18 protein-coding genes and 3 pseudogenes are annotated in these 26,094 nt (G+C 68.0%); 13 read left to right on the top strand and 8 right to left on the bottom strand.

Annotated elements, in window-relative coordinates; translation table 11 throughout:
* The first annotated feature begins 88 nt into the window (after positions 1-88).
* The 5 genes and pseudogenes from ACHMW8_RS17145 to ACHMW8_RS17125 all read left to right on the top strand — a co-directional run bounded on the left by ACHMW8_RS17145 (position 89) and on the right by ACHMW8_RS17125 (position 7,300).
* On the top strand, positions 89-1,900 hold the full coding sequence (locus tag ACHMW8_RS17145; RefSeq protein ID WP_395443192.1) for a glycoside hydrolase family 15 protein: 1,812 nt from the start codon (positions 89-91) through the stop codon (positions 1,898-1,900).
* Between the two features lie 115 nt (positions 1,901-2,015).
* Entirely contained in the window at positions 2,016-4,220 is a 2,205-nt protein-coding gene (locus ACHMW8_RS17140; protein WP_395443191.1) for a TonB-dependent receptor, read from the top strand.
* Between the two features lie 229 nt (positions 4,221-4,449).
* Positions 4,450-4,887: a hypothetical protein gene (locus ACHMW8_RS17135; protein WP_395443190.1), complete on the top strand. Its 438-nt coding sequence runs from the start codon at positions 4,450-4,452 to the stop codon at positions 4,885-4,887.
* Positions 4,888-5,281: 394 nt separating this feature from the next.
* Complete coding sequence (gene otsB / locus ACHMW8_RS17130) at positions 5,282-5,812, top strand: trehalose-phosphatase (protein WP_395445999.1); 531 nt, start codon at positions 5,282-5,284, stop codon at positions 5,810-5,812.
* Positions 5,800-7,300 (top strand): annotated as a pseudogene (locus ACHMW8_RS17125) (trehalose-6-phosphate synthase). Before otsB ends, ACHMW8_RS17125 begins: the two are co-directional and overlap by 13 nt.
* Before the next feature lie 89 nt (positions 7,301-7,389).
* Here ACHMW8_RS17125 and ACHMW8_RS17120 read toward each other — a convergent pair.
* Positions 7,390-7,758: a BlaI/MecI/CopY family transcriptional regulator gene (locus tag ACHMW8_RS17120; protein WP_125157961.1), complete on the bottom strand. Its 369-nt coding sequence runs from the start codon at positions 7,756-7,758 to the stop codon at positions 7,390-7,392.
* Positions 7,759-8,012: 254 nt separating this feature from the next.
* Between ACHMW8_RS17120 and ACHMW8_RS17115 the strand changes: the two are divergent.
* The 3 genes and pseudogenes from ACHMW8_RS17115 (at position 8,013) to ACHMW8_RS17105 (ending at position 11,484) form a co-directional block, all read left to right on the top strand.
* A pseudogene (locus ACHMW8_RS17115) lies at positions 8,013-8,839 on the top strand (2-keto-4-pentenoate hydratase).
* Positions 8,840-8,868: 29 nt separating this feature from the next.
* The gene (locus ACHMW8_RS17110; protein ID WP_395443189.1) at positions 8,869-10,143 is read left to right on the top strand and encodes an MFS transporter; all 1,275 of its coding nucleotides are present in this window, start codon (positions 8,869-8,871) and stop codon (positions 10,141-10,143) included.
* A gap of 117 nt (positions 10,144-10,260) precedes the next feature.
* Positions 10,261-11,484 (top strand): PQQ-dependent sugar dehydrogenase, encoded by a 1,224-nt coding sequence (locus ACHMW8_RS17105; protein WP_395443188.1) that lies wholly within the window; start codon positions 10,261-10,263, stop codon positions 11,482-11,484.
* A gap of 58 nt (positions 11,485-11,542) precedes the next feature.
* Here ACHMW8_RS17105 and ACHMW8_RS17100 read toward each other — a convergent pair.
* Positions 11,543-13,310, bottom strand: a pseudogene (locus tag ACHMW8_RS17100) (oleate hydratase).
* A 316-nt stretch (positions 13,311-13,626) separates the two neighbouring features.
* Between ACHMW8_RS17100 and ACHMW8_RS17095 the strand changes: the two are divergent.
* Positions 13,627-15,180 carry a tryptophan halogenase family protein gene (locus ACHMW8_RS17095; RefSeq protein WP_395443187.1) on the top strand — a complete coding sequence of 518 codons (1,554 nt, stop codon included), beginning with the start codon at positions 13,627-13,629 and terminating at the stop codon, positions 15,178-15,180.
* Positions 15,181-15,193: 13 nt separating this feature from the next.
* Here ACHMW8_RS17095 and ACHMW8_RS17090 read toward each other — a convergent pair whose 3' ends face one another.
* Together ACHMW8_RS17090 and ACHMW8_RS17085 are read right to left on the bottom strand one after the other, a co-directional pair.
* The gene (locus ACHMW8_RS17090) at positions 15,194-16,132 is read right to left on the bottom strand and encodes a purple acid phosphatase family protein (protein WP_395443186.1); all 939 of its coding nucleotides are present in this window, start codon (positions 16,130-16,132) and stop codon (positions 15,194-15,196) included.
* Positions 16,133-16,266: 134 nt separating this feature from the next.
* Positions 16,267-17,631, bottom strand: a complete 1,365-nt coding sequence (locus ACHMW8_RS17085) for a cation:proton antiporter (protein ID WP_395443185.1) — start codon at positions 17,629-17,631, stop codon at positions 16,267-16,269.
* A 204-nt stretch (positions 17,632-17,835) separates the two neighbouring features.
* On the opposite strand from ACHMW8_RS17085, the gene ACHMW8_RS17080 reads away from it, so the two are divergent.
* Together ACHMW8_RS17080 and ACHMW8_RS17075 are read left to right on the top strand one after the other, a co-directional pair.
* Positions 17,836-18,093, top strand: coding sequence for a type II toxin-antitoxin system Phd/YefM family antitoxin (locus ACHMW8_RS17080; protein ID WP_395443184.1), 258 nt, complete (start codon positions 17,836-17,838; stop codon positions 18,091-18,093).
* On the top strand, positions 18,093-18,587 hold the full coding sequence (locus tag ACHMW8_RS17075; RefSeq protein WP_395443183.1) for a PIN domain-containing protein: 495 nt from the start codon (positions 18,093-18,095) through the stop codon (positions 18,585-18,587). Before ACHMW8_RS17080 ends, ACHMW8_RS17075 begins: the two co-directional genes overlap by 1 nt.
* A 3-nt stretch (positions 18,588-18,590) precedes the next feature.
* On the opposite strand, the gene ACHMW8_RS17070 is transcribed toward ACHMW8_RS17075, so the two are convergent.
* The gene (locus ACHMW8_RS17070; RefSeq protein ID WP_395443182.1) at positions 18,591-19,307 is read right to left on the bottom strand and encodes a hypothetical protein; all 717 of its coding nucleotides are present in this window, start codon (positions 19,305-19,307) and stop codon (positions 18,591-18,593) included.
* A 309-nt stretch (positions 19,308-19,616) separates the two neighbouring features.
* Between ACHMW8_RS17070 and ACHMW8_RS17065 the strand changes: the two genes are divergently transcribed.
* The gene (locus ACHMW8_RS17065; RefSeq protein ID WP_395443181.1) at positions 19,617-19,958 is read left to right on the top strand and encodes a DUF559 domain-containing protein; all 342 of its coding nucleotides are present in this window, start codon (positions 19,617-19,619) and stop codon (positions 19,956-19,958) included.
* An 801-nt stretch (positions 19,959-20,759) separates the two neighbouring features.
* Positions 20,760-20,945, top strand: coding sequence for a hypothetical protein (locus ACHMW8_RS17060; protein ID WP_125157946.1), 186 nt, complete (start codon positions 20,760-20,762; stop codon positions 20,943-20,945).
* Positions 20,946-20,949: 4 nt separating this feature from the next.
* On the opposite strand, the gene ACHMW8_RS17055 is transcribed toward ACHMW8_RS17060, so the two are convergent.
* The 3 genes from ACHMW8_RS17055 to ppc form a co-directional block, all read right to left on the bottom strand.
* Positions 20,950-22,056 carry a PfkB family carbohydrate kinase gene (locus ACHMW8_RS17055; RefSeq protein ID WP_395443180.1) on the bottom strand — a complete coding sequence of 369 codons (1,107 nt, stop codon included), beginning with the start codon at positions 22,054-22,056 and terminating at the stop codon, positions 20,950-20,952.
* A 6-nt stretch (positions 22,057-22,062) separates the two neighbouring features.
* Positions 22,063-22,737, bottom strand: coding sequence for a bifunctional 4-hydroxy-2-oxoglutarate aldolase/2-dehydro-3-deoxy-phosphogluconate aldolase (locus ACHMW8_RS17050; RefSeq protein ID WP_099582329.1), 675 nt, complete (start codon positions 22,735-22,737; stop codon positions 22,063-22,065).
* Positions 22,738-23,299: 562 nt separating this feature from the next.
* Positions 23,300-26,029, bottom strand: coding sequence for a phosphoenolpyruvate carboxylase (gene ppc, locus ACHMW8_RS17045; protein ID WP_395443179.1), 2,730 nt, complete (start codon positions 26,027-26,029; stop codon positions 23,300-23,302).
* Positions 26,030-26,094: the final 65 nt, after the last annotated feature.

Raw genomic sequence — 26,094 nt, 5'->3', positions numbered from 1 at the left:
AACGTTTTCCGATAACAGGAACCCGCAAGCCACACCGTCGGTTTCATCCCAAACGGGGACCGTCGGGAAAAACCCGGCGGTAAAGGCGATGGACAAAGCTTTGCATCAGAAGACTCTCGACCTCTATCCGATCGGCAATTGCGCGGTCAGCGCCCTGATCGACACCAGCGGCCGCTTCGTCTGGGGCTGCGCGCCGCGCGTCGATTCCGATCCGGTGTTCAGCGCCCTCCTCGACGACGCCGATATCGACGGCGACGACGCCAAGGGCGTCTGGGACGTGCAGGTCGAGCGCCGGGCCGAGACCCGCCAGGGGTATCTGCGCAACACGCCCATCCTGCGCACCGAGATCGCCGACGAGGACGGGGCGCGGTTCGAAATCCTCGACTTCGCCCCGCGCTACCAGCAGTTCGGTCGCACGTTCCGTCCCACCGCCTTCATCCGCCTGATCCGGCCGATCATCGGCGTCGCGCGCATCACCCTGCGCCTGAAGCCCACAGCAGGCTGGGGCGCCCAGGTCGCCGAGCACACCTCGGGCTCGAACCACATCCGCTACCTGTGCTCGGACATGACGATGCGCCTGAGCACCGACGCGCCGGTCTCGCACATCCTGGAGGAGCGCACGTTCCGGCTGGAGCGGCCGATCGCCATGTATCTGGGCGCCGACGAGGGTTTCGACGCCCCGATCGGCGCGACGTGCGAGCGGATGCTTCGCGAGACCGACAACTACTGGAAACAGTGGGTCCGCGGCCTGGCCATCCCGCTGGACTGGCAGACCGCGGTGATCCGCGCCGCCATCACCCTGAAGCTGTGCATGCACGAGGAGACGGGCGCGATCGTCGCGGCCCTGACCACCTCGATCCCTGAGCACGCCGACAGCGGCCGCAACTGGGACTACCGCTACTGCTGGCTGCGGGACGCCTATTACGTGGTCCAGGCCCTGAACCGGCTGGGCGCGGTCGACATCCTGGAAAACTATCTGGGCTATCTGCGCAACATCGTCGACCGGGCCGGCGGCGGCCACATCCAGCCGCTGTTCGGTGTCGGCTTCGAGGAGGTGCTCACCGAGCGCTTCGCGCCCGACCTGCCCGGCTATCGCGGCATGGGCCCGGTCCGCGTCGGCAACCAGGCCTATGAGCACATCCAGAATGACGTCTATGGCCAGATCGTCCTGTCGACGGTGCAGGCCTTCTTCGACGAGCGCCTGCTGCGGCCGGCGACGGTCGAGGACTTCGAGGCGCTGGAGCCGGTGGGCGAGCGGGCCTTCCAACTGCACGACCAGCCCGACGCCAGTCTCTGGGAGTTCCGGGGCCGGGCCAATGTCCACACCTACTCCTCGGCCATGTGCTGGGCGGCCTGCGACCGCCTGGGCAACGCCGCCGAGAAGCTGGGGCTGACCGACAAGGCCGCCTTCTGGAACAGCCGCGCCGCCCACGTGCGCAAGGTGATCGAAGACCGCGCCTGGAACGATGAGCTGGGCCGCTTCGCCGCCACCTTCGAGGGCGACGAGCTGGACGCCTCCCTCCTCCAGCTCGTGGACCTGCGCTTCCACAAGCCCGACGATCCGCGCAACGTCGCCACCCTGAAGGCGATCGAGGAGGGCCTGCGGCGCGGGGCCTATCTGCTGCGTTACGCCATCCCCGACGACTTCGGCTCGCCGCAGACGGCGTTCAACATCTGCACTTTCTGGCTGATCGAGGCCCTGCATCTGTCGGGCCGTTCGGACGAGGCGCGCGCGCTGTTCGAGGACATGCTGTCGCGCCGCACGGGCGCGGGCCTGCTCTCCGAGGACATCGGCTTCGCGGACGGGGAACTGTGGGGCAACTATCCTCAGACCTATTCCCTGGTCGGCCTGATCAATTGCGCGGTGCTGCTGAGCCGGCCCTGGACGTCGGTGCGGTAGACCTCGAAGACCTTCGGTGCGCGATATTGCGGCGCGGGAAGATTCTGAAATCCTCGTGTCACATCGCGCGGGCAACGGCGACGTTGGGACGCTCGAAAATCGGAGAAGCTCTTTGGTGAGCCGCAAACTGGCCCTGGCCGGCGTCCTGAGCTGTGTCGCGACGAGCGCCCACGCCCAGGCGACCAGGCCCGCTGTCCCGGCCGAGCAGGCCCCCAAGCCCGCCGCGGAGAAGCCGGTCACGCCCGAGGACCTCGACACCGAGGTCGAGGCGATCACCATCACCGCCAGCGGCAAGCCCTATGGCGCGGTGATGGGCGACATTCCGCCGGAGGAGACCTTCAGCGCCGCCGACGTGCGCTCCTTCGGGGTCTCGTCGATCACCGACCTGCTGACCGAGCTGACGCCCCAGACCACCAGCGGCCTGGGCGGCGACCCCGTCGTGCTGCTGAACGGTCGCCGCATCTCTGGCATGGGCGAGATCCGCGACATCCCGACCGAGGCCATCCAGCGCGTCGAGATCCTGCCCGAGGAAGTGGCCCTGAAGTACGGCTATTCGGCCGACCAGAAGGTCGTGAACGTGGTGCTGCGCCAGCGCTTCCGCGCCGCCACGGTCGAGGGCCAGGTCGGCGGCTCCACGGCCGGCGGCCAGCTCAGTGAAATGGCCAACTACAGCCGTCTGCAGCTCAACCGCCAGGGCCGCACCAACATCGCGGTGAAGGTTCAGAACAGCGACCGGCTGCTGGAAAGCGACCGCGACCTGATCAGCCGCAACGAAAGCGGCCTCTATGACCTGGTGGGCAATATCGGCCCCGCCCTGCCCGGCGCGAGCCAGATCGATCCGGCCCTGCCGGTCGCGGTGGCCGGCGCGCCCAGCTCGGCCGCCAGCGGTCGCCCCGCCCTGTCGGCCTTCACGCCGAACCTCGCCAACACCAGCGACCTTTCGGACAGCCGCACCCTGCTGCCCGAAAACCAGCAACTGAGCATCAACAGCGTCACCAACCGCTACATCCTCGACAATGTCTCGGCGACCCTGAACCTGGGCCTGACCGCCTCGCGCAACAATTCGCTGCTGGGCCCGGCGCGGGCGCGGCTGGTCATCCCCGCCGGCGACCCGTTCTCGCCGTTCAGCCAGCCCGTGGCGCTGTACCGCTATCTGGGAGAACTTGCGCCGCTGGAGCAGACCAGCCGCAACCTGGCGGGCCACGCCGGCTTCACCCTGAACCGCGACACCGAGACCCTGCGCCTGTCGCTGACCGGCAATTACGACCACGCGATCAGCAAGACCCAGACCGATCGCGGCGTCGACCTGACGAGCGTCCAGACGCGACTTACCGCGCTGGACCCGACCCTTAACCCGTTCGCCCCGCTGTCGGGCCTGTCCTTGACGCGGGACCGCGCCCGCTCGACCACCGACACGGCCGATCTGCAGTTCGTGGCCAACGGCGCCCTGGCCAAGTTCAAGGCCGGGGATCTGTCGACCACCTTCAAGCTGGGCGTCACCGGCACGAAGCTGGAGGCCAAGTCCTTCCGGGGCGGCGTCGAGGCCGACAGCGACCAGTCGCGCGGCGACCTCAACACCCAGGTCAGCTTCGACCTGCCGCTGGCCAGCCGCCGCAAGGGCGTGCGGGCCGGGATCGGCGACCTTTCGGCCAATCTGAACCTGGCCGCCCGCCAGATCTCGGACTTCGGCACGCTGACCACGATCGGCGGCGGCCTCAACTGGTCGCCGGTGAAGCCGGTCAGCTTCATCGTCTCGATGACCCGCCAGGAGAACGCCCCCAGCATCGCCCAGCTGGGCAATCCGCTGGTCACCACGCCCGACGCCCGCGTCTTCGACTATGTGCGCGGCGCGACCGTCGACGTCACCCGGATCAGCGGCGGCAACCCCAACCTGAAGGCCGAGGAGCGCAACGTCCTGAAACTGGGCGCCAGCTTCAAGCCCGAGAAGATCCAGGGCCTGTCCCTGACCGCCAACTACACCCGGGTCCGCATCGACAACCCGGTGGCGGGCTTCCCGGCCGCGACGGCGGCGGTCGAGGCGGCCTTCGCCGACCGCTTCACCCGTGACGCCGACGGCAATCTGACCCGCATCGACAGCCGCCCGGTGAACTTCGCCAAGCGCGAGAGCGAGCAGATCCGTTGGGGCCTGAACTTCTCCCGCCAGATCGGCAGGACCCCGCCGCCGCCGCCGGGCGGCTGGCGCGGGCGCCAGGGCGTGGGCGGCCAGCGGCAGGACGGCGCGAGCGTCCCGGGCGCTGAACTCCTGCGTCGCTCGCCTGGCGGCGCCACGGGGCGAACCTACCCGCGCGCCGCAGCCTGACGACCCGGCGCAGAATCAAACACAACAGAACCAGCCCCCCCAGACCGGCGAGGAGCCGCCGCGCCCGAACTTCGGCGACCGTGGCGGCGGCGATGGCCCCCGCTTCGGCGGTGGCGGCGGCGGTGGACGCGGCGGCGGCGGCGGCTTCGGTGGTCGAGGCGGCGGCGGCAATCCGCGCGCCACGCGGCTGCAGCTGGCCCTCTTCCACACCGTCCACCTGCGCGAGCGGGTGACGATCGCCGATGGCGTTCCGGCGCTCGATCTGCTGGACGGCGACGTCCTGGGCTCGGGCGGCGGCCAGCCGCGCCACGAGGTCGAGGCCCAGGCGGGGGTCACCCGTTACGGCCTGGGCGCGCGCCTGTCGGCCAACTGGCAGAGCGCCAGCCACGTCCGCGCGGGCCTGGGCGGTGCGTCGACCGACCTGGACTTCTCGGACCTGGCGACGATCAACCTGCGCCTGTTCGCCGATCTGGGCGTGCGGCGCGAGCTGGTCCAGGCCCATCCGATCCTGCGGGGAACGCGCCTGACCTTCTCGGTCAACAACCTGTTCGACCAGAGCCAGACCGTGCGCGACGCCACCGGAACAGTCCCGCTGACCTACCAGCCGGACTACCTGAATCCGCGCGGCCGCGTCGTGTCGTTCAACATCCGCAAGCTGCTGTTCTAGCGACGCCCAAGTTTCAGGCGCCCGCTAAAATTGCCGTGCGCTTCAGTACGTCGCGGGATCGAACCGGGCCGTCCGACGTTCTTGGCGCATGTTGCTTACTGATGAGGGGGTTATCGCCATGACCGCGGCTCACACGGTCTCGCGCCCGAAATCCATCGATCTCGCGCCCCCGCCTCTCGATCTGCCGCGCCGATCGGCGGTGTTTCTTGACCTCGAACGGCACGCTGGCGCCCCATCATGCCGCGTCCCGACGACGTGGGTCCTGACCCGCGCCGCGCGCGGGCGCTGGCCCGCCTTCGCGAGGCCTTCGAGGGACGCGTCGCCGTGGTCAGCGGCCGAGCCCTGACCAATCTCGACTACATCCTGGGCGGCGCCATCCCCCGCGATCGGCGCCGTGCACGGCCTGGTGCGTCGCACCGCCGACGGCCAGGTGATCGAGCGCGAGCCCCACCCCGGCCTGGCCGACGCCCGCCGCATCCTGGTCGAGCTGGCGCACTGCGAGCGCGGCCTGCTTTTCGAGGACAAGGGCCTGTCGGTCGCCCTGCACTACCGCAACGCCCCCGGCTGCGCCGACGCGGTGATCGAGGCCGGCGAGCGCCTGTCACAGTCCACCGGCCTGGTTCTGCAACTGGGCGACATGGTCGCCGAACTGCGCACGCCCGGCGCCGACAAGGGCGCGGCCGTCACCGCCTTCCTGCGCGAGGCCCCGTTCCTGGGCGCCACGCCCGTGTTCGTGGGCGACGACCTCACCGACGAGGACGGCTTTTCCGCCGCCAACCATCTGGGCGGGTTCGGCGTGCTGGTCGGCGAACCCCGCCCGACCGAGGCCCGCTATCACCTCAAGGACACGGAAGCGGTCTTCCGCTGGCTGGAGGGCCTTTCGACGCCCCAGAGTGTTGTCGAGGTCACCGCATCAGCCGGTTGATCGTCGTTTCCAACCGCGTCAATCCGCCCAATCCGGCGGAGGGCGGCGAAGGCAGCGTCGGGGGCCTGGCCATGGCCCTGGCCGCGGCCCTGCGCGAATATTCCGGCATCTGGTTCGGCTGGAGCGGCAAGACCATTCCGGAGTTCACCGGTCAGCTGAACATGCAGCGGATCGAGGGGGTGACGGTCGCCACGGTCGACCTCGAGGAGACCGACTACCAAGAGTACTACAACGGCTACGCCAACAAGACGCTGTGGCCGCTGTTCCACTACCGCGTCGACCTGACCGCCTATGATCGCTCGTTCGGCGAGGGCTATGACCGGGTCAACAAGCGCTTCGCCGAGACCCTGCTGCCGCTGATCGAGCCCGACGACATCGTCTGGGTTCACGACTATCACCTGATCCCGGTCGCCCGCGAGCTGCGGCGGATGGGCGTGACCAACCGGATCGGCTTTTTCCTGCATATCCCCTGGCCGGCTCACCAGCTGGTCACCACCCTGCCCCGCCACAAGGCGCTGGTGGAAGCGCTGTTCCACTACGATCTGATCGGCTTCCAGACCGAGGAGTCGCTGCAGGCCTTCGAGGGCTATGTCTTCTCCGAGGTGGACGGCGGCAAGAACGAGCGCGGCGAGCTGGTCGCCTTCGGCCAGCGCACCCGCGCGGCCGCCTTCCCGATCGGCGTCGACGCGGCGGACTTCGCCCAGATCGTCCAGGGCGAGAACGCCCGCAAGGTCTACGATCGGATGATGGCCCACAGCGTCTTCCGCAAGATGATCGTCGGGGTCGACCGCCTCGAACTACTCCAAGGGCCTGGAGGAGCGGCTGATCGGCTTCGAGCGGTTCCTGCACGACCACCCGGACATGGTCCGCGACGTCATGCTGCTGCAGATCGCCCCGATCTCGCGCGACGAGGTCGAGGCCTATCAGGACCTGCGCGCCCGGCTCGACGGGCTGATCGGCCGCATCAACGGCGCCTATGCCGAGATGGACTTCACGCCGATCCGCTACGTGAACCGCTCCTATCGCCGCGACGAGCTGGCCGGGATCTACCGCGCCAGCCGCGCGGCGCTGGTCACGCCTCTGCGCGACGGCATGAACCTGGTGGCCAAGGAATATGTCGCCGCCCAGAACCCGGACGATCCCGGCGTGCTGATCCTGTCGCGCTTCGCCGGCGCGGCCCGGCAGATGAAGGACGCCCTGATCGTCAATCCCAACAGCCCCGAGGAAATCTCCGACGCGCTGGAGCGGGCCCTGTCCATGGAGTTGCCGGAGCGAAAGCGCCGCTGGGAGGCCCTGTTCGACAATGTCAGCCGCGAGGACGTCACCGCCTGGCGCGACAACTTTGTCGCGGCCCTGCGCGCGCGGCCCGGGTCGGACGGCGATGAACCGGAAAAGCCGGCCCTGGAACGGCGGGCTACCGTGCGGTCGCTGGACGTCGCGGCCAAGGCGCTGAAGGCCGGGCCTGAAGCCAAGGCGATGCGGGCCTAGGCGTTACGCCCGAAGGCGCCCAAAACTGTCATCCTGGAAGCCTCGCGCAGGCTGTCCGGGATGGCAGGGTTTGGCGTTGGGGAGGAGCTTCAGCCCTTCTCCGCCATCCCGTCGATCAGCTTCTTCAGCTTCTCCACCTCGTCCGCTCGCAGCGGTCGGTGCTGGGCGAAGTGGCTGATCAGCGGTGCCAGCTGGCCTTCGAACAGACGGTCCAGCAGGCCCTGGCTCTCGGAATGGACATAGGCGCTGCGGTCGATCAGCGGGCGGTAGCCGTGCTTGCCGTCGGCGCGCTCCGACTTGATCGCCTTCTTCTTCAGCAGGCGATTGATCAGCGTCTTGACCGTGGCCTCGCCCCACTGCTGGGACGCGCCCACCTCGGCGACCAGATCGTCGGCCGACATCGGCTCGCGACGCCAGAGGGCTTCCATGACATGCGCTTCGGCGGCGGTGATGTGCATGACACTTACATCCGTAATTCACGCAGGACGCTATACCCGCTATTACGGGTGTCAAGCGCCCCGCGCCGAATACGATTGGCAGTTTGTCATCGGCGACCGGCGCCGCGCGGACCATCGATCCAGGCCGCGAGATCCGAACGCGCTTCCATGAACTCATTGTCAATGACACCGGTTTCCATTAGAGACTCCCCAAACCTGTGAACATGACCCGCCAAGCGGGACCTGTGCCGAATATTCGAGGGAGGATTAGCGGCGTGACCGTTTCTGAGGCCGATAGCGAGGTTTTCGCCCCCCGCGGCCATCGCTCCCCAATTCGTCAAGGCTCGTCAGGAGGGCGTCAGCGTTCCCGGCTATCCGGGCGGGGTGATTCCCGCGACCATGGCCGAAGGCTACGCCGTCCAGGATTTGGCCATCGCCGCCTGGCCCGATGAGCTGGTCGGCTGGAAGGTCGGTCTGGTGCCGCCGCAGCACCGCGAGCGCCTGGGCGTCGACCGCCTGGCCGGCTGCATCTTCAAGTCCAAGGTCCAGGACGCCTCGAACCGACGGCCAGCCCAACAAGTTCCGCGCCATCGAAGGCGGTTTCTGCGCCGTCGAGGCCGAGTTCATCGTCCGCCTGGGCAAGGACGCCCCGGCTGACAAGACCGAATGGACCGCCGAGGAAGCCGCCGAATACGTGGGCGAACTGCTGGTCGGCGTCGAGATCGCCGGCAGCCCGCTGGCCACCATCAACGCCCTGGGCCCGACCGTCGTGGCGTCAGACTTCGGCAACAACGATGGTCAGATCATTGGTCAGGCCATTTCCAACTGGCGCGACATCGCCTGGGAGGATATGCCGGTCGAGACCTTCCTCAATGGCAAGTCGCTGGGCAAGGCCACGGCCGCGACCATCCCGGGCTCTCCGCTGGCCGCCCTGGCCTTCCTGCTCGGAACCGTCGCCGCGCGCGGCAAGCCGCTGAAGAAGGGCATGATCGTCACCACCGGCGCCACCACGGGCATTCACGACGTGGTCGCCGGTGATGTCGCCCATGTGAGCTTCGGCCCGTACGGAACCGTGGACTGCATCGCCGTCCCGGCCAAATAAGAAGACCATAAGGGGAAGGACGCGTGTCCATGGACGTTTCGAAAGCGCCCGAGCCATCCGAGAAGATCGGGCGGTACCGTTGGGTGATCGTCAGCCTGCTGTTCGCGGCGATGGTCATCAACTACGTCGATCGCCAGACGATCGGTCTGCTGAAAGCGGACCTGTCGAAGGAATTCGGCTGGAACGAGACCCACTACGCCGACCTGGTGTTCTACTTCCAGCTGGCCTACGCAGTCGCGTACTTGGCCTGGGGCAGGATCATGGACCGGATCGGAGCCCGCTGGGGCTTCGGCGTCGCGTTCGCGATCTGGCAGATCGCCCACATCGCCCACGCCGCCGCGGCCGGCTTCGGCGGCTTCGTGGCCGCCCGCATGGGGCTGGGCATCGGCGAGGCCGGCGGCTTCCCCGGCGGCATCAAGGCCGTGGCCGAGTGGTTCCCCAAGAAGGAACGCGCCTTCGCCACCGGCCTGTTCAACGCCGGCACCAATATCGGCGCCATCGTCACGCCCCTGGTCGTTCCCGGCATCGTCCTGGCGTTCGGCTGGCAGATGGCCTTCATCGTGACGGGGATCGCCGGCCTGGTCTGGCTGCCGATCTGGCTGCTGGTCTACCGCCGCCCGCGCGAACAGAAGCGCCTGGGCGCGGCCGAGCTGGCCTATATCGAGCAGGACCCGGCCGACCCCGTCGAGAAGATCGGCTGGGCCAGGCTGCTGACCAAGAAAGAAACCTGGGCCTTCGCCCTGGGCAAGTTCCTGATCGACCCGATCTGGTGGATGTTCCTGTTCTGGCTGCCGGACTTCCTGGGCAAGCGCTACGGCCTGGACCTGAAGTCGTTCGGCCCGCCGCTGATCGCCATCTACCTGCTGAGCGACGTCGGCTCGGTCGCCGGCGGCTGGATGTCCTCGACCCTGATGAAGAACGGCGCCAGCATCAACAAGGCCCGCAAGCTGACCATGCTGGTCTGCGCCTTGCTGGCCGTGCCGGTGATGTTCGCCGCCAAGGCCGACAGCGTCTGGCTGGCCGTGCTGATCATCGGCGTCGCCACCGCCGCCCACCAGGGCTTCTCGGCCAATCTCTACACCCTGCCCTCGGACGTGTTCCCGCGCGCCGCGGTCGGCTCGGTCGTCGGCATCGGCGGCATGTTGGGCGCCTTCGGCGGCATGGCCTTCTCGAAGTATATCGGCCAGGTGCTGGAGCGGATCGGCAGCTACACCCCGATCTTCATCGTCGCCGGCAGCGCCTATCTGGTCGCCCTGCTGGTCATCCACCTGCTGACGCCCAAGATGGAGCCGGTGAAGATCTGACCGATCGGCGCCACGCGAGAACAACCAAGGCCGGGGATCGCTCCCCGGCCTTTTTCCATGAAGGACACGCCTTCTGCCGGTAGCCCCCAAGCCGGAAACCGGCTTAACCTGCCGGCCATGCGCGCTTCCCTGCTCACCGCCTCCGCCGCCCTCGCCGCCGCCCTGGCCGCCTGTGGTCCCGCTCCCGCCCAGCCTCAAGCCGGAGCGCCCGTCGAGAGCCGCCCGGCCAACGCGCCCGAGCAGAAGCCGGCCTTCGCGGGCCAGACCCGCGCGCCGGGCCTGAACTCGAACACGGTCGGCCAGTACACGACCCTGGCCAGCGGCCTCTCGCACCCCTGGGGCATGGCCTTCCTGCCCACCGGCGACATCCTGCTGACCGAGCGCGCCGGCCGCCTGCGGATCTTCGGCAAGGACGGCAAGCTGTCACCGGCCGTCGAGGGCGTGCCGGCGGTGTTCGCCCAGGGCCAGGGCGGCCTGCTGGGCGTGGCGCTGGATCCCGCCTACGCCCGGAACGGCCTGGTCTACTGGGCCTATGCCGAAGCCGATGGCGGCGTGAACGGCACGGCCGTCGCCCGCGGCAAACTCATTACGGGCCCGGCCCCGAAGCTGGAAAACGTCCAGGTCCTGTGGCGCCAGGCGCCGAAGATGGACAGCGCCCTGCACTTCGGCGGCCGCCTGGTCTTCGCCAGGGACGGCAAGCTGTTCATCACCACCGGCGAGCGCTCGATCCTGGAGGGCCGCGTCCAGGCCCAGCACCTGGACGCCACCCTGGGCAAGGTGATCCGCATCAACGCCGACGGCTCGATCCCCAAGGACAACCCCTTCGTGGGCAAGGCCGGCGCCAAGCCTGAGATCTGGTCGCTGGGCCACCGCAACCTGCAGGCCGCCGCCCTCGATCCCAGCGGCCGGCTGTGGACCGTCGAGCACGGCGCGCGCGGCGGCGACGAGCTGAACCACCCCGAGGCCGGCAAGAACTACGGCTGGGCCGCCATCACCTATGGCGAGGAATATTCCGGCAAGCCGATCGGCGACGGCCTCACCGCGAAGGACGGCATGGAGCAGCCGGTCTATTACTGGGACCCGGTGATCGCCCCGTCCGGCATGGCTTTCTACGAAAGCGATCTCTTCCCGGCGCTCAAGCACAGCCTGCTGATCGGCTCGCTGCGGGAAAAGCACGTCGACCGCCTGGTCCTCAAGGACGGCAAGGTCGTGGGCGAGGAGCGCCTGTTCACCGACATCGGCGGCCGGGTCCGCGACGTCGCGGTCGGCCCGGACGGCGCGATCTATGTCCTGACCGACGAGGAAGACGGCAAGCTGATCAAGGTGACGCCGAAGGGCTGAGGCATCGCCCGGGCGCCATGGGCTGGCGTCCCGGGTGACGCCATGGAATAGTGCCTGACTACTCCGGGATCAGATGGGCGTCGCGCAGCAGGTCGCCGACCTCGGTGGCGTCGATCTTGCTGAGCAGCAGCTCGCGAAGGAACGCCGGCCCCGGCACGTCGAAGGCCTTGCCGTCGCGAACATGCCCCATCGCGGCGAGCAGCTTGCGCACGTCATAGGTCGAGTTGAAGACCTCGGGCACGCCCCGCTCGACATTCAGCAGCGTATAGACCGCCTCCATCGGCGTACGGACGGAATACTCCGTGGTGAAGATGCAGTCGCGTTCGCCAGACTCGGCGAACTGGCCGATGAAGGCGAAATTGACCGCGCCCTTGGGCACGACGTCCGGCCTGTCCCCCGCCTGGCGCGGCATGAAGAAGGCGGTGATATAGGGCATCATCACCGGCACGGCCTTGGCGCCCGTCGCGGCCAGCTCGGCGATCTCCTCGAACCGGAACGCCCATGTGGTAGAGCCACTCCTGGGTGATTTCCTCGCCCGTGCAGTCCTGCATCGGCTTCTTGATGAAGTCGCCGGGCCGATCGACGAACAGCGAATAGACCCAGACGATGACCTGATCCTTCGGCTGCTGCTTGAAGTGCGGCTGGCGGCTGACCGTCCAGCTCATCAGCCAGCTGGAGTCCTTGACGGTGACGATGCCGCCGGTGACCACCGCGCCGCTGAACGGGTCGCGCTTGGCGACCTTCTGGATGTAGGGCGGAATTCGCGCGTCCAGGGTGGTGATCGTCGCCGACTCCCACTTGGTCTCGGGAATATGCGCGCCGAAGACGTCGGGCCGCCCGAACGCCGGATCCTTCGCCGCGATGTTGCGCCAGAGGTCCCAGGCGGGCGCGGGCCCCTCGTTGAGCTTCGCGGGCGTATGGTGGTCGCCGTTGTCGGAGTTCTCGGTCAGCGATCCGATGGTCATGAACACCAGATCGTTGGGACCCAGGTCGACGCCGCCGTCGACGCCGTCCTGGCGCCAGTGGATGCGCGTGGCCTGCTTGCGCTCCGGCGTGATGTCGAAGTCGACATCGGTGACCTCGACGCCGTAGCGGAAGGTGACGCCGCGATCGGTCAGCCACTTGTACAGCGGCAGCACCAGCGACTCGTATTGGTTGCGGCGCGTGAACTTCAGGGCGCTGAAGTCGGCCAGGCCGCCGATATGGTGGATGAAGCGATGGACGTAGAGCTTCATCTCCAGGGCCGAGTGCCATTCCTCGAAGGCGAACATGGTGCGCCAGTAGAGCCAGAAGTTGCTCTTCAGGAAGTCCTCGCCGACCACTTCGTTGATCCGCTTGTTCTCCATCTCCTCGCGGGTCGCCAGGAAGAGCGAGATCAGGTCCTTCTGGGCCTTGCCGTTCAGGGTCAGGCGTTCCACGTCCTCGATGGGCTCGCCCCGGTTCTGGGTCGCCCTTTGCAGGGAGAAGTTCGGGTCGTCCTTGTCCAGCCAGTAGAACTCGTCGAGCACGCTGGCGCCCTCGACCTCGAGCGAGGGGATCGAGCGGTAGAGATCCCAGAGACACTCGAAATGCTCTTCCATTTCACGGCCCCCGCGGATCACGAAGCCCTTCTCCGGATCCTTGATGCCGTCCAGGGCGCCGCCCGGAAGCGCCAGCCGTTCGAGAATGGTGATCTTCTCGCCCGACATGTGTCCGTCCCGGATCAGAAAGGCCGCCCCGGCCAAGCTGGCCAGCCCCGAGCCGACGAAGAACGCCGTCTTGTTCTCCACGCCCGCTGGTTTGCGGGGCCGGGCGAAGGCTTCGTAATTTCCGCTGCTGTAGTACATGGCGAGATCCTTTCCGGAAGCCGGAGGCTCAGGGGACGCTAGGGAGGGAAGACGGCGCATCGCTCGCGGCCAGACCGGCGAAACAGCTGGCCGCGATGTGGCCTGTCCGGGCGCGCGGGCCGGTCATGGGATCATGTCGGAACGCGCGCCGGTGGAGTGTCCTAGTGGATGAGTGGGCTCATCCATTGAGTGTGGTCACCCCGCCAGGAGGCCACAATCGGGGTTATCCCTTAGGGTGAAACGCCGACGCCGGATGACGCTGGCGCATTCCGTCGAACTTCCCCTCCCCCGCCCTGAACTCTGCTATCAATCCGCCATGCGGCGCAGGCGAAGCATCCTCATCGTGGGCGGCGGGACGGCGGGGTGGCTGACGGCCGCCTACCTGGCCAAGGCCCTGCGCGTGGCCGACCAAGGCGACCTGACGATCACCCTGCTGGAATCGCCCGACATCGGCATCGTCGGCGTCGGCGAGGCCACCTTCCCCACCATCCGCAACACCCTGCGGTTCCTGGGCGTCGACGAGGCCCGGTTCATTCGCGAGACCTCCGCGACGTTCAAGCAGGGCATCCGCTTCGTCGACTGGGCGGAGACCCCGGCGGACGGTCGCCATCACAGCTTCTTTCATCCGTTCGAGGCGCCGTTCTCGACCGAGGGCGCCTCGCTGGCGCCCTACTGGCTGCTGCAGGACGAGGCCGGACGCGCGCCGTTCGCCGAGGCCGTGACCATCCAGGCCCGCGTCGCCGACGCGGCCCGCGCGCCCAAGCGGCCGCACGAGAGCGATTTCGCCGGACCGCTGAACTACGCCTATCACTTCGACGCCGCCAAGCTGGCCCAGGTGCTGGCCGAACGGGCCCGGGAGCTGGGCGTGCGCCACCTGCGCGGCGCCCTGTCCGAGACGATCCTGGACGAGACGGGCGCCATCGCGCGCGTCGTCAGCCCCGAGCACGGCGACCTGACCGCCGACCTCTATATCGACTGCTCGGGCTTCCGGGCCGAGCTGATCGGCAAGGCCCTGGGCTCGCCGTTCAAGTCGGCCCGGCCGATCCTGTTCGCCGACCGGGCGCTGGCCTGCCATACGCCCTATGACCGCCCGGACGCGCCGATCCAGAGCTACACCGTCGCCACGGCCCATGAGGCCGGCTGGACCTGGGATATCGGCCTGGCGGGCGCGCGCGGCGTCGGCTGCGTCTATTCCAGCGACCATATGGACGACGCCCGCGCCGAGGCGGTGCTGCGCGACTATCTGGGCGGGGTCGAGGCGGAGACCCGCAGGATCCGCTTCGACGCGGGCTATCGCCCAAAGCAGTGGATCGGCAACTGCGTCGCCGTGGGCCTGTCGGCCGGCTTCCTGGAGCCGCTGGAATCCACGGGCGTGGTGCTGATCGAGGCGGCCGTGGCGATGATCGCCGAGCTCTTCCCGCACAACGGCCCGGTCAGCGCCCCGGCCCGCCGGTTCAACGAACTGATGGCCGCGCGCTACGACAACATCATCGTGTTTCTCAAGCTGCACTACGCCCTGAGCCGCCGCCAGGAGCCGTTCTGGCGCCAGAACGCCGACCCGGCCTCGATCCCCGAACGGCTGGCCGAACTGCTGGAGCAGTGGCGCTATCGCCCGCCGGCCCGGTTCGACTTCATCCTGGATCTCGAGACCTTCGCCTTCTTCAACTACCAGTACATTCTCTACGGCATGGGCTTCAAAACCGACCTCGCCGCCGGCGCGGGCGAGTTCGCGGACGCGGCCGGCGCGGCCAAGCTGTTCGCCAAGATCCGCGGCTTCGCCGATCGCGCGACCCAGGACCTGCCCAGCCACCGCGACCTGATCGCCCAAATCAACCAGTTCGGCTTCGACAAGACGCTGGAGCGGGCCTAGAGGCCGTCCGCGATCAAGTCAGCCCGAGACGCGCGCCATAGACGCGCGCGGCGGTCTGGTCGTGGAACTCGAACTCCACCGCGTCCGGGTCACAGCGAAACGCCGCGAAGCCCGGCGTCGAGGATCCGTGCAGCATGCCCTCCACGGCGCGAAGGGCGTCATTGGCCTCGGCCCCGCTGCCCGTGCAGACGTAGTCCACCCGGCCGCGCCGGATGTGCTGCAGGCTGTGGTCGTGGCCGTTGATGTAGAGCCTCACCCCATGGGCCTCGAACAGGGGAACCAGGGCCTGCACGAGAAACGGGCTGTCGCCGTGGCCGCCCGAATAGACGGGATGATGCCCGACGACGATCTTCCAACGCGCCGTCGAGCCGCCCAAGGCCTGGTCCAGCCAGGACAGCTGCCGGGCGCTTTCGTGCCGCGCGCGGTGGCCGCGCGCCAGCTGCTGCAGCAGTTCGTCGTAATTGTCCCCGTCGACCATCGGCGAGGTGTCGATGACGAACAGGTCGACGAAGTCCGCGCCGAAATCCGCTCCGGCCACCTTGAAATAGCGGCTGGGCATGCGCCAGCGCGGGCTGAGGCGCGAATAGTCGATCTGCGCCTGGACATCGCCCCGGTAGTCGTGATTGCCCAAGGCCGAAAACCACGGAACCCGCAGGGCCGGGGCGGTGTAGACATCCTCGAACGACCGCCGCCAATGCGGGTCCTGGGTCGAGGTCACGCCGGCGGGATAGAAGTTGTCGCCCGCCGAAAGGACGAAGCGGCTCGCCTGGGCCAGGGCGGCGGCGCCCATGGCGTCGGCCACCCGCCGTTGCGTTTCGTGGCCCTGCTGGCCCCAGTCGCCCAGCGCCAGGAAGCTCAGGGGCTCACCCTGGGCCTGGGCGCGCGAGCCAATCGCCAGACCCGCGCCCATGGCCGTGATCACCGCGCGACGATCGATGCTCTTGGGACTCAAGACGTCCTCCTCAAGGCTGGGGGTCCGCGCTCAAGGACGCCACCGCGCCGCCAGGACCTCACAGCCTCGCGTCGATCAGACATCTCACAGGATAGAAGGGCTCGCCGATGGCGGGCCGCCTTGCGCTTAAGCGACTAGGCCGCCGCGCCGGACGGCGCCGCGCCCAGCTCGCCAGACTCGCGGGCCTTGCGACCGTAGACGGCCTCGAACAGCGGGGTGGCCATCACCGTGGTGACGATCGCCATCAGCACCAGCATGGCGAACAGGGGCGGACCGATGATGCCCTTCTGCAGGCCGATATTGATGATGATCAGCTCCATCAGCCCGCGCGAGTTCATCAGGGCGCCGATGCCCATGGCGGTGCTGTGGTTCTCGCCCGTGACGCGGGCCGCGACATAGCAGGAGCCCCACTTGGCCACGATCGAGGCGACCAGAACGCCCAGCGCGATCAGCAGCAGCTGAGGCGAGTTGACCATGTCCATGCGGGTGTTGAGGCCCGAATAGGTGAAGAACATCGGCAGCAGCAGCACGACGGCGATCGGCTCGACCTTCTTCTTCAGCTCCTCGACGAACAGGCCGCGCGGCATGACCGCGCCCAGCATGAACCCTCCGAAGATGGCGTGGATGCCCACGGCGTCCATCAGGAAGGCCGACAGGCAGAACAGCATCAGGGTGATGGCCATCACCGTCGGGGTCATCTCGCCGGCCTTGTCGACCATGCGGCCCAGCGGGGCCAGCAGCTTGCGGCCGAAGACGGTCAGGAACAGCGCGTAGATCACGCCGCCGCCGATCGCCAGCACCGCCACGCCAGGCCCGCCGCCGAAGGTCGCCAGCACGATGGCCAGCACGCACCACGAGCAGGCGTCGTCGAAGGCTCCGGCCGTCAGGGACAGGGCGCCCAGCGAGGTGTTCTGCAGGCCGCGCTCATTGATGATCCGGGCCAGCATCGGAAAGGCGGTCAGGGCGATGCAGGCGCCCATGAACAGGGTGGCGTTGGCGACGCTGATAGTCGGCGCGAACAGGCCCGGGACCTTGAGCAGGAACGGGGTGATCGCCACGGCCACCAGGAACGGCGTGACGATCCCGGCCAGCGAGACGCTGAACGCGCTCCGGGCCTTGGACCGGAAATGCTCGACCTTGAAGGTCGTGCCAACCAGGAACATGTAGAGCCCCACGCCCAGCTGGGAGCCGACATAGAGGACGTTCTTGGTCTCCTTGGGGAACAGGGCCAGCTGGAAGTCGGGGAATACGAGGCCCAGCAGCGAGGGGCCCAGCAGCACGCCGGCGATCATCTCGCCCACGACCTGGGGCTGGGCCAGGAACTTCTGACCCAGCCAGCCGACCACGCGGCAGGCCAGCAGGATCACCGTCAATTGCAGGAAGAAGTGCACCGAAAAGTCGCCCGGGGCATAGCTGTGGGCGGCGACCGGAGTGGCCGGGCCATGCGGCGACAGGACGTCGGCCAGGGTGGCGAGCGTGCTCGCGAGAATGTCCGACACTTTGAAACGCCCCTAATGCGATCCGCTGGCTTCGCGCCTTTCCCCCATGCAAGGCTAAGATCGGGGGCGAGCGCAATCCGGATCCCGCGTTTTTGACGCCACTGTCAGTCGATTGTTTTCGTTGCCTATTTTTTGTTGCCGGAACGCCACTATGTAGTAACGTACCTACAGACAGCCTTGTCATTTAGCGCGGTGAGCAAGCCCATGAAGGTCCTGACGAGCCGCGAATTCAACCAGGATGTCAGCCAGGCCAAGCGCGCGGCGCGACTCGAGCCGGTGTTCGTCACCGATCGCGGCCGCCCCACCCACGTGCTGATGAGCGTCGAGACCTATCGCCGCCTGACCGGCCAGACCGAGACTATCGTCGACCTGCTGGCCATTCCCGGTGTGGCCCCGATCGAACCGCCGCGCTCGACCGAGACCTGGAGCCGCCAGATCTGGGACGGGAAGGACGGCGACTGATGCATCTGCTGGACACCGACGTCGTCTTCGAGCTGCGCAACGCCAAGGCCGGCGCCGCCGATCCGGGCCTGGCCGCGTGGGCCGGCGCGGCGGCGCGCTCCAGCCTGTTCATCTCGGCTCTCACCCTGCTGGAGCTTGAGACGGCGACGGCCCGCGCCGAGCGCAAGGACAAGGTTCAGGGTTCGCGCCTGCGCGACTGGCTGGACAGCCGCGTCCTCCCCGCCTTCGACGGCCGCGTGCTGGCGATCGACGCCGCCGTGGTCCGCCGCCGCGCCCACGTTCCGTTGACCGACGGCCGCGACGCCCTGCTGGCCGCCACAGCCCTGGAACACGGCCTGACCCTGGCCACCCGCGACACGGCGGCCTTCGCCAGGGTTCCCCGGCTGAAGCTGTTCAATCCCTGGGGCTACAAGCCCGAGGAACAGGAGGAAGACTGGGGCGAGGCGGCCAAGGCCGGCGCCCAGTGGCTGCGGAACATCTTCGTCCGGGGCTGAGCCCTACTGGACGCCCGCCACCTCCGTCGCCGCCGCCACGCGCACCGTCGTGGCGAACGGCGCGAGCGGCGCGTCGACGCGCGGCGTCGGGGCCGGCGGCTCGGCCGCGACCAGGACCGGAACCGGCTCGGCGGCCACCAGAACCGGCGGCGGCGCGGGCTTTGCGGCCACGAACACCAGGCGGTTTCCCTTGCAGGTCCCGGCGTTGTAGAGACCCTTCAGATAGCCGCGCCGCACGAAGCCGGCCTTGATGGCGTCGCGGACCATCTGGTCGTGGCGCTCGGCGCCGGTCAGACGGCGGACCCAGCCACGCATCGGGATCACGTCGGTGATCGTGCTGGCCACCACGCCCAGCACCGGCCTGGCCATGCCGCCCTGCCCGTTCTTGTCGTCGTCGTCGCGGTCGTCGTAGTCGTCGCCCAGCACCGCGTCGAACCGCGCGATCTCGGCCTTCAGCGGCGCGCAGCCGGGCGACGGCGGGGCATAGGGATCGGTCTGGGCCTTTTTCAGCAGGTCGGGGATCTCCGAGCGCACCAGATTGATGTCGCGCAACGGCGCGGCGACGGCCGAGCCGAGACTGTCGGTATTGGCCTCGGCGGAGGTCTTGGGCGTCTCCTGCCGCTTGCCGGCCAGAGCGGCGTCAGCGGCGCCCACACCCATGCAGAGCGCCAGCAAGGCGGCGCCGACCGTTCGGGTGGATCTGGGGACTGGCGACGTCATGTCCATGAGCTCGCACGATTAAACCACGTCGCATCAACCCAGGAATCGCCCCGGCCGTTCCGCGAGGCGCGCGAACGTGATCGGCGGAGGCCTGAGCGCCATGGCGGCGCCACACAGACGGTCCGCAACCGGACCTATTCAGAGTCAGTGATGGGTGGATTTCGGCCCCCCAAACAAACCCCTCTCTCATAGAGAGAGGGAGGGGGCCCGCCGCCGGAGGCGGTGGGAGGGTGAGAGGTTTCATCGCCCACCGGAAAATCCCGATTCCTTCCGTTGAGCGGCCGCGAGGGCTGAGCCCATGCTCTTGTTATGGACAAGCTCTCCAATGCCCGCCGCCTTCGCCGGGACCAGACGCTGGCCGAAAAGGTGCTCTGGGGCCTCGTTCGCAATCGCCGCCTGGGTGGGTTCCGGTTCCTGCGACAGGTCACGATCGATCGCCACTTCGCGGACTTCGTCTGCGAGGCGGCGAAGATTATCGTCGAATTGGACGGCGCCTCGCATGAAGGCCGCGAAGACTATGACGAGCGCCGCACTCAGACGCTGGAGCTATACGGCTATGTCGTCCTGAGGGTCCGCAATGAGCGGGTCCTTACAGATCCTGGCGGGACGGCGGATGACATTCTCGCGGTGCTTCGTTCGGACAGGGTGTAACCTCTCACCCTCCCACCGCTTCGCGGCGGGCCCCTCCCTCTCTCTATGAGAGAGGGGTTCTAAAGTCGCTATGGGCCGTGCACGGAAATCGGATCCGTCGCTCGAAGCGGACATCCTGCCTATCGGGCGCGCCGGCGGTTCTCAGCGCGTTGGCGACGGCGAAAGCCTCAACCGTCATCCCGCGCTTCATGCGCGGGACCCATTTGTCCGCGGCAAATGAAGAGCGGAAAATGGCGCTCACGCGCAATCTGAACCATGGGTCCCACGCATAAAGCGCGGGATGACGGGGATTTTTGATTGAAGCGGAGCGTCACGCTCCAGAGCGAAGCACGGGGATCCAGCCCCCTCCATCCCCGCCTCCAAAACCTGCCGTATCCTCTATCCACCTCGAAGCACTGGGGAGGGCGCGCGGCCAGCGACCTTCGCGGCTTCGGGGGGCGGTCGAGCGGGCGCGCTCGTCGGCGCGGAGGAAACTCCGCAACTGCATCCTTCTGGCGGCGGTCGGCCCTGGAACACAGAAACGACGTGGGATGTGGACCGACGGCGCGACGGGGGAGTTGAAAGGCTCCTGTCCGGGACCGGGCTTCGCGGCCCGGCCCGCCCGTCGGAGGCTTCAAGGGCGATCAGGCGCGAACAGCGTCGGCGCGCCACGCTTCCGGATAACGATCGCGCGGGGCGCTGCGCTTCGTCGAAACGGTATTTTCTCCATCTGCTCCGGGCGAGGTCCGGGCGCCCCGCTCCCCTCCCCACTCCCTCCGGCGCGCCGCGCCGGAGCGCATCGACCTGCCTGGAGAAGAACTCATGCCGCGCCGTCACAGCCCCATTCCGCCTGACATCGCCTGGCCGCCGGCCCGCAAGGCGCAGCTGCGGCGGAACGTCTGGAAGAAGATGCGGAAGTTCCGCGCCTCGGCCGAATACGCGCGGATGGTCGCCAAAGAAAAAGCCCCCGGCCTTTCGACCGGGGGCTCATCATTGTCCGAGGACTGAGGGCCTAGCGGATGACCCGCGCGCCCTTGCCCTTCATCACGGCCTCGACTTCGGCCTGGCGCACCATGGAGGTGTCGCCCGGGGTGGTCATGGCCAGGGCGCCGTGGGCCGCACCGTACTCGACGGCGGCCTGGGGACCCTTGCCTTCCATGAAGCCGAACGCCAGGCCCGAGGCGAAGCCGTCGCCGCCGCCGACGCGGTCATAGATCTCGAGGTTCTCGCGCATCATCGAGGCGTAGAACTCGCCGCCGGCGTACAGGATCGCCGACCAGTCGTTGACCGAGGCGGTCTTGGCGTTACGCAGGGTGGTGGCGGCGACCTTGAAGTTCGGGAACTCCTTCACGGCCGTCTGGATCATCTTCTTGAAGTTGGCCGGGTCGATGGAGCTGATGTGCTCGTCCAGGCCTTCGACTTCAAAGCCCAGGCAGGCGGTGAAGTCTTCTTCGTTGCCGATCATCACGTCGACATACTGGGCGATGTGACGGTTGACCTTCTGAGCGCCTTCCTTGCCGCCCTGCGACTTCCACAGCGAGGCGCGGTAGTTCAGGTCGTAGGAGATGACGGTGCCGTACTTGCGGGCGACTTCCACGGCTTCGATCACGGCTTCGGCCGTGTTCGAGGCCAGGGCCGCGAAGATGCCGCCGGTATGGAACCAGCGCACGCCTTCCTCGCCGAACAGCTTTTCCCAGTTCACTTCACCGGGGCGGATCTGCGAGGCGGCCGAGTGACCCCGGTCGCTGCAGCCCAGGGCCGGACGGACGCCGAAGCCCTTTTCGGTGAAGTTCAGGCCGACGCGGGTGTTGCGGCCCAGGCCGTCGAACTCGCGCCAGATGACGTGCGAGGTGTCGACGCCGCCCTGCATCATCAGGTCCTCGACCAGCCAGCCCAGGTCGTTGACCGGCAGGGCCGTCACGGCCGTCGAGCGCTTGCCCCAGCACTTGCGGAAAGCGCGGGCGACATTGTATTCGCCGCCGCCTTCCCAGACCTGGAACTGGCGGGCGTTGCGGACCCGGCCGAAGCCCGGGTCGAAGCGCAGCATCACTTCACCGAAGGACGCGCAGTCCCACTTGGTTTCCGAAGCCGGGCGGATGTCGAGGATGTTGTCGGTCATTTGGTCTTAGGCCTTCCCACGAACCTTCTTGATCAGGTCAACAGTCTCGCGGACCTTCTTGGTGATGCCCGCGTAGTCCTTGGCGTCCAGCAGCTCTTGGGTGATCAGCTTGGAGCCCATGCCGGCGGCGACGATGCCCGCGCCGAACCACTTCTTCACCGAAGCCTCGTCCGGATCGACGCCGCCCGTCGGCATGATGCGGGTCCAGGGCATCGGGCCCAGCACCGCCTTGACGAAGTCCGGGCCGCCGACCGACGAGCCGGGGAACACCTTGACGATCTCGCAGCCCAGTTCTTCGGCGTACGAGATTTCCGAGGCCGAACCGCAGCCCGGCGAATAGGGGATCTTGCGACGGTTGCAGACCTTGGCGACGTCGGCGTTGAGGATCGGGCCGACGACGAACTTGGCGCCGTTGGCGATGTAGATGCCGGCGGTCGGCGCGTCGACGATCGAGCCCACGCCCATGATCACGCGGGGGTCGGCCTCGTGGAAGTAACGGGTCACTTCGTAGAAGACGTGGCTGGCGAAGTCGCCGCGGTTGGTGAACTCGATGCAGGGCGCGCCGCCGTCGGCGCAGGCCTGGATCACGGCCTTACAGACCTCGACGTCGGGGTGATAGAAAACCGGGATGACGCCCTGGTCCATCAGGGCGGTCAGCACCGCCATACGGTCTTTTACCATCTTAGACTCCTTCCCGAAGGATCGATCTTGCGCGGAGGACCTTGCGGACCGCCGCGCGTGCAAGATTTCGCCGGAATTGGCTCAGGGCGATCCCTTAGACCGCGTTGCCGACGAGCGCCACACCGGGCTTGCCGTAACGTCAGACTCTCGGACCGCTGGACGCGTGTTTCGGACTCCCCGTCCGCCCGCGCGAAGCTCTCTGGTCGTCGCTTCCTTCCCCGAACCTTTTCCGTCGGCGCCCCTCGCCCGCCTCCGGTGCGCAAAAGTGAGGGCGCCGGTATGACCCGACGCCCCGGAAGTTTGCGCAGGAGCGAGCTCAAAGAGCCGCAAACGAGACGGACCGACCACGACGCCGAACCGAAACGTAATGACACCGGTGTCACGGAAATCCGGGAAAGTGGCCAAGCCACTTAGCCACCGGTGTCATGGAGGAGATAACCAGAAACCGCGAAGGAGCGCAAGCGCTGTAAAGGCCGCGAACAGACAAGGTTAAGCGATTGAAAAAACACGGCTTCACGCACTGGCGGAACATCAGTCTCGCAAGCCCTTGGTCCGACCAGGTTCAGCCCGTATTGCGCAGGCCCGCCGCGATGCCGGCCACGGTCAGCTGGATGGCCAGGCGCAGCTCCTCGTCCGCCTCCCCCGCCCGGCGGCGCGACAGTAGTTCCAGCTGCAGGTGGTTCAACGGATCCACCGAGCGGCTGGCCAGGGTCACCGACTCGGCCAGGTCCGGCTGGTTGTCGAGCAGGGCCGAACCGCCGCGGATCTCCAGGGCGATGCGCGTGGCCGCGTCGTGCTCGCGCTGGATGGTCGCGAAGATCCGCGCGGCGTTTTCCTTGTCCGGCGACAGGGCCATGTACCGAGCGGCGATGCCCATATGACTCTGGGCCAGGGCCAGCTCCATGTTCGACAGGAGCGAGGCGAAGAAGTCGAAACTTCCGGCAAGGTCGCGCAGTTGCTCGACCGACAGCTTGGCCCGCTCGACGCCCGAGGCGAAGCCGTACCAGCCGGGCAGCATGAAGCGGGCCTGTGACCAGGAGAACACCCACGGGATGGCCCGCAGGTCCTCGATCTTGCGGCTGGCGGTGCGGCTCGCCGGGCGGCTGCCGATGTTGAGGCCCACGATCTCGCTGATCGGGGTGACCGACCAGAAGAAGTCCTCGAACGCCGGATCGTCATACACCAAGGCGCGGAAGCCATGGAACGAGGCCTCGGCCAGGGCGGTCATGGCCGCCTCGACCTTGGGGTCGGGCTTGTGGACGGGGCGCTCGCTGGACATCAGCACGGCGGCGGCCAGGCCATCGAGGTTGCGGCGGGCGGTGGGCTGGTCGCCGAAGCGGCGGGCGATCATCTCGCCCTGCTCGGTCATCCGGATGCGGCCCTGCACGGTGCCGGCTGGCTGGGCCAGCACGGCCTCGGCGGCCGGTCCGCCGCCCCGTCCGACGCTGCCGCCCCGGCCATGGAACAGCTGCAGGCCCACGCCCATCCGGTCGGCCTCGAACGCCAGGGCCGAGGCGCCGCGCGCCACGCCGCGCCGGCTGGCCACGTACCCGCCGTCCTTGTTGCTGTCGGAGTAGCCGAGCATGATCTCCTGCACCGGCCGGTCGCCCAGGATGGTGCGGCTCAACGGCAGCTCCAGCCACTGGCGCAGCACGGCCGGGCCGTTCTCCAGGTCGCCGATGGTCTCGAACAGCGGCGCGACCTTGACCGAGGCGCGCGGCGCGGCGCCGCCCCAGACCAGGCCGACCTGCTTGAGCAGAACGAGCGGCTCGAGGATGTCGGACAGGGTCGCCGACTTCGAAATGATGTACGCCCCGAGGCAGCCATGGCCGTAGTCGCGCACCGCCTGGGCGGCGGCCCGCATGGTGGCCAGCTCCTTGGTCGTCTCCTCGCCATAGGCGGTGAACGGCGAGACCAGCGGCCGCTGGTGCGACAGCTCCTCGATCAGGACCTTGCAGCGGGCCTCCTCGTCGAGCTTGAGGTAGGCCACGCCCGTGCCGGCCCGCTTGAACAACTCGTCGACCGTCCGCTCGTGAACGTCGGCGTTCTGGCGCAGGTCCAAGCTCATCAGGTGGAAGCCGCAGGCCCTGGCCACCTCGACCAGGGTCCGCAGGGCCGAGCCAACCAGGCGCTCGCCGCCATTGCGCTCCAGGCTGTCGATAATGACGGTCAGATCCGCGACGAAGGCGTCCGGATGGCCGTAGGGCTCGACGTCGGTCGCGCCGGTGGCGTAGGCGACCGGCGCGCCGGTCAGCTTCTGCGACACGGCCGTCAGGCGATCGAAGATCAGCTCCAGAGCCAGGCGATAGGGCTCGTCCAGCCGGTGGATCGACGGATCGCGGGTCTGGGCGGCCAGGGCCAGCAGCTCGTTCGACACCGGCGTGTAGGCGGTGGAGACGGCGAGGTTGGACCACAGCTTGCGCACCTCGCCGGCGTACCAGTCGAGGATCACGCGGGACTGAGAGGCGAAGGCCAGCTTCAGGGTTTCGCCATTGACGCCGGGGTGACCGTCGCGGTCGCCGCCCAGCCACGACCCCATCTTCAGCAGCGGCGCCATATGGCCATGCGAGCCGATCTTGTGCGTCCAGTCGCCATAGAGCTCGATCATCGCCGGCAGGATCGAGGTGCGGACGATCGACAGGGCGTTGCGGATCTCGTCCTTCACGGTGATCCGCTCGGGACGGTAGAGGCGGGTCCGCCACATCAGGGCGATCTCGCGGAACAGGCTCTCGCGGATCTCGGCGTCGAGGTCCGCCGGCAGGTGGTGGCGGCGCAGGGCCATCAGGCGCGAGATCTCGGTCTCGCGATCGACCATGCTGCGGCGACGAACCTCCGTGGGGTGGGCGGTCAGCACCGGCACCACGTTCATGGCGGCGAAGACCCTGGCCAGCTCGGCGTCGGTCTTGCCGCGCCCCTTCAGGATCTTCACGGCGTCGATCAGGGTCCGCGGCCGCTCGTCGCCCGGCTGAGCCTCGGCCTCGGCGTGGCGGCGGCGTCCGGCGACGTCCTCGCCGATATTGGCCAGCAGCGAGTGACTGGCGAAGGCGCGAGCCAGGAACACGGCCTGGTCGTTGGTGAGGTCGGCGAACAGGTGATCGAGGACCGGCGCATCGCCGGTGGCCTCGTCCTCGCGGGAGGCGGCTTTGCGGGCCTTGGCCACCAGGGCCGCGGCCTCCTCGCCCTCGAGATAGGTGATCGCCTCGATCAGGAGGTCGCTCAGCAGATTGGCGTTCTGGCGAACGTGACGGCTGGTGGGGCGGTCGGCGTCGATCGACAGGGCCGGATTGCGCATGCGCGAACTCCAGGATCGGCCGGAGCCGTTCGGGACGGGAATGGATCACGAGAAAGCGTCAGCGA

It is taken from the genome of Caulobacter sp. UC70_42 (assembly GCF_044056025.1).
Taxonomy (GTDB): domain Bacteria; phylum Pseudomonadota; class Alphaproteobacteria; order Caulobacterales; family Caulobacteraceae; genus Caulobacter.
This window is presented reverse-complemented; position numbering and strand designations above follow the sequence as displayed.

Coding starts and splice junctions, on each gene's coding strand:
- ACHMW8_RS17055 (WP_395443180.1), bottom strand. CDS start 22,056: ATGACCGACAACATCCTCGACATCCGCCCGGCTTCGGAAACCAAGTGG.
- ACHMW8_RS17145 (WP_395443192.1), top strand. CDS start 89: ATGGACAAAGCTTTGCATCAGAAGACTCTCGACCTCTATCCGATCGGC.
- ACHMW8_RS17075 (WP_395443183.1), top strand. CDS start 18,093: ATGCATCTGCTGGACACCGACGTCGTCTTCGAGCTGCGCAACGCCAAG.
- ACHMW8_RS17110 (WP_395443189.1), top strand. CDS start 8,869: ATGGACGTTTCGAAAGCGCCCGAGCCATCCGAGAAGATCGGGCGGTAC.
- ppc (WP_395443179.1), bottom strand. CDS start 26,029: ATGCGCAATCCGGCCCTGTCGATCGACGCCGACCGCCCCACCAGCCGT.
- ACHMW8_RS17060 (WP_125157946.1), top strand. CDS start 20,760: ATGCCGCGCCGTCACAGCCCCATTCCGCCTGACATCGCCTGGCCGCCG.
- ACHMW8_RS17105 (WP_395443188.1), top strand. CDS start 10,261: ATGCGCGCTTCCCTGCTCACCGCCTCCGCCGCCCTCGCCGCCGCCCTG.
- ACHMW8_RS17070 (WP_395443182.1), bottom strand. CDS start 19,307: ATGACGTCGCCAGTCCCCAGATCCACCCGAACGGTCGGCGCCGCCTTG.
- ACHMW8_RS17095 (WP_395443187.1), top strand. CDS start 13,627: ATGCGGCGCAGGCGAAGCATCCTCATCGTGGGCGGCGGGACGGCGGGG.
- ACHMW8_RS17080 (WP_395443184.1), top strand. CDS start 17,836: ATGAAGGTCCTGACGAGCCGCGAATTCAACCAGGATGTCAGCCAGGCC.
- ACHMW8_RS17120 (WP_125157961.1), bottom strand. CDS start 7,758: ATGCACATCACCGCCGCCGAAGCGCATGTCATGGAAGCCCTCTGGCGT.
- ACHMW8_RS17065 (WP_395443181.1), top strand. CDS start 19,617: ATGGACAAGCTCTCCAATGCCCGCCGCCTTCGCCGGGACCAGACGCTG.
- ACHMW8_RS17050 (WP_099582329.1), bottom strand. CDS start 22,737: ATGGTAAAAGACCGTATGGCGGTGCTGACCGCCCTGATGGACCAGGGC.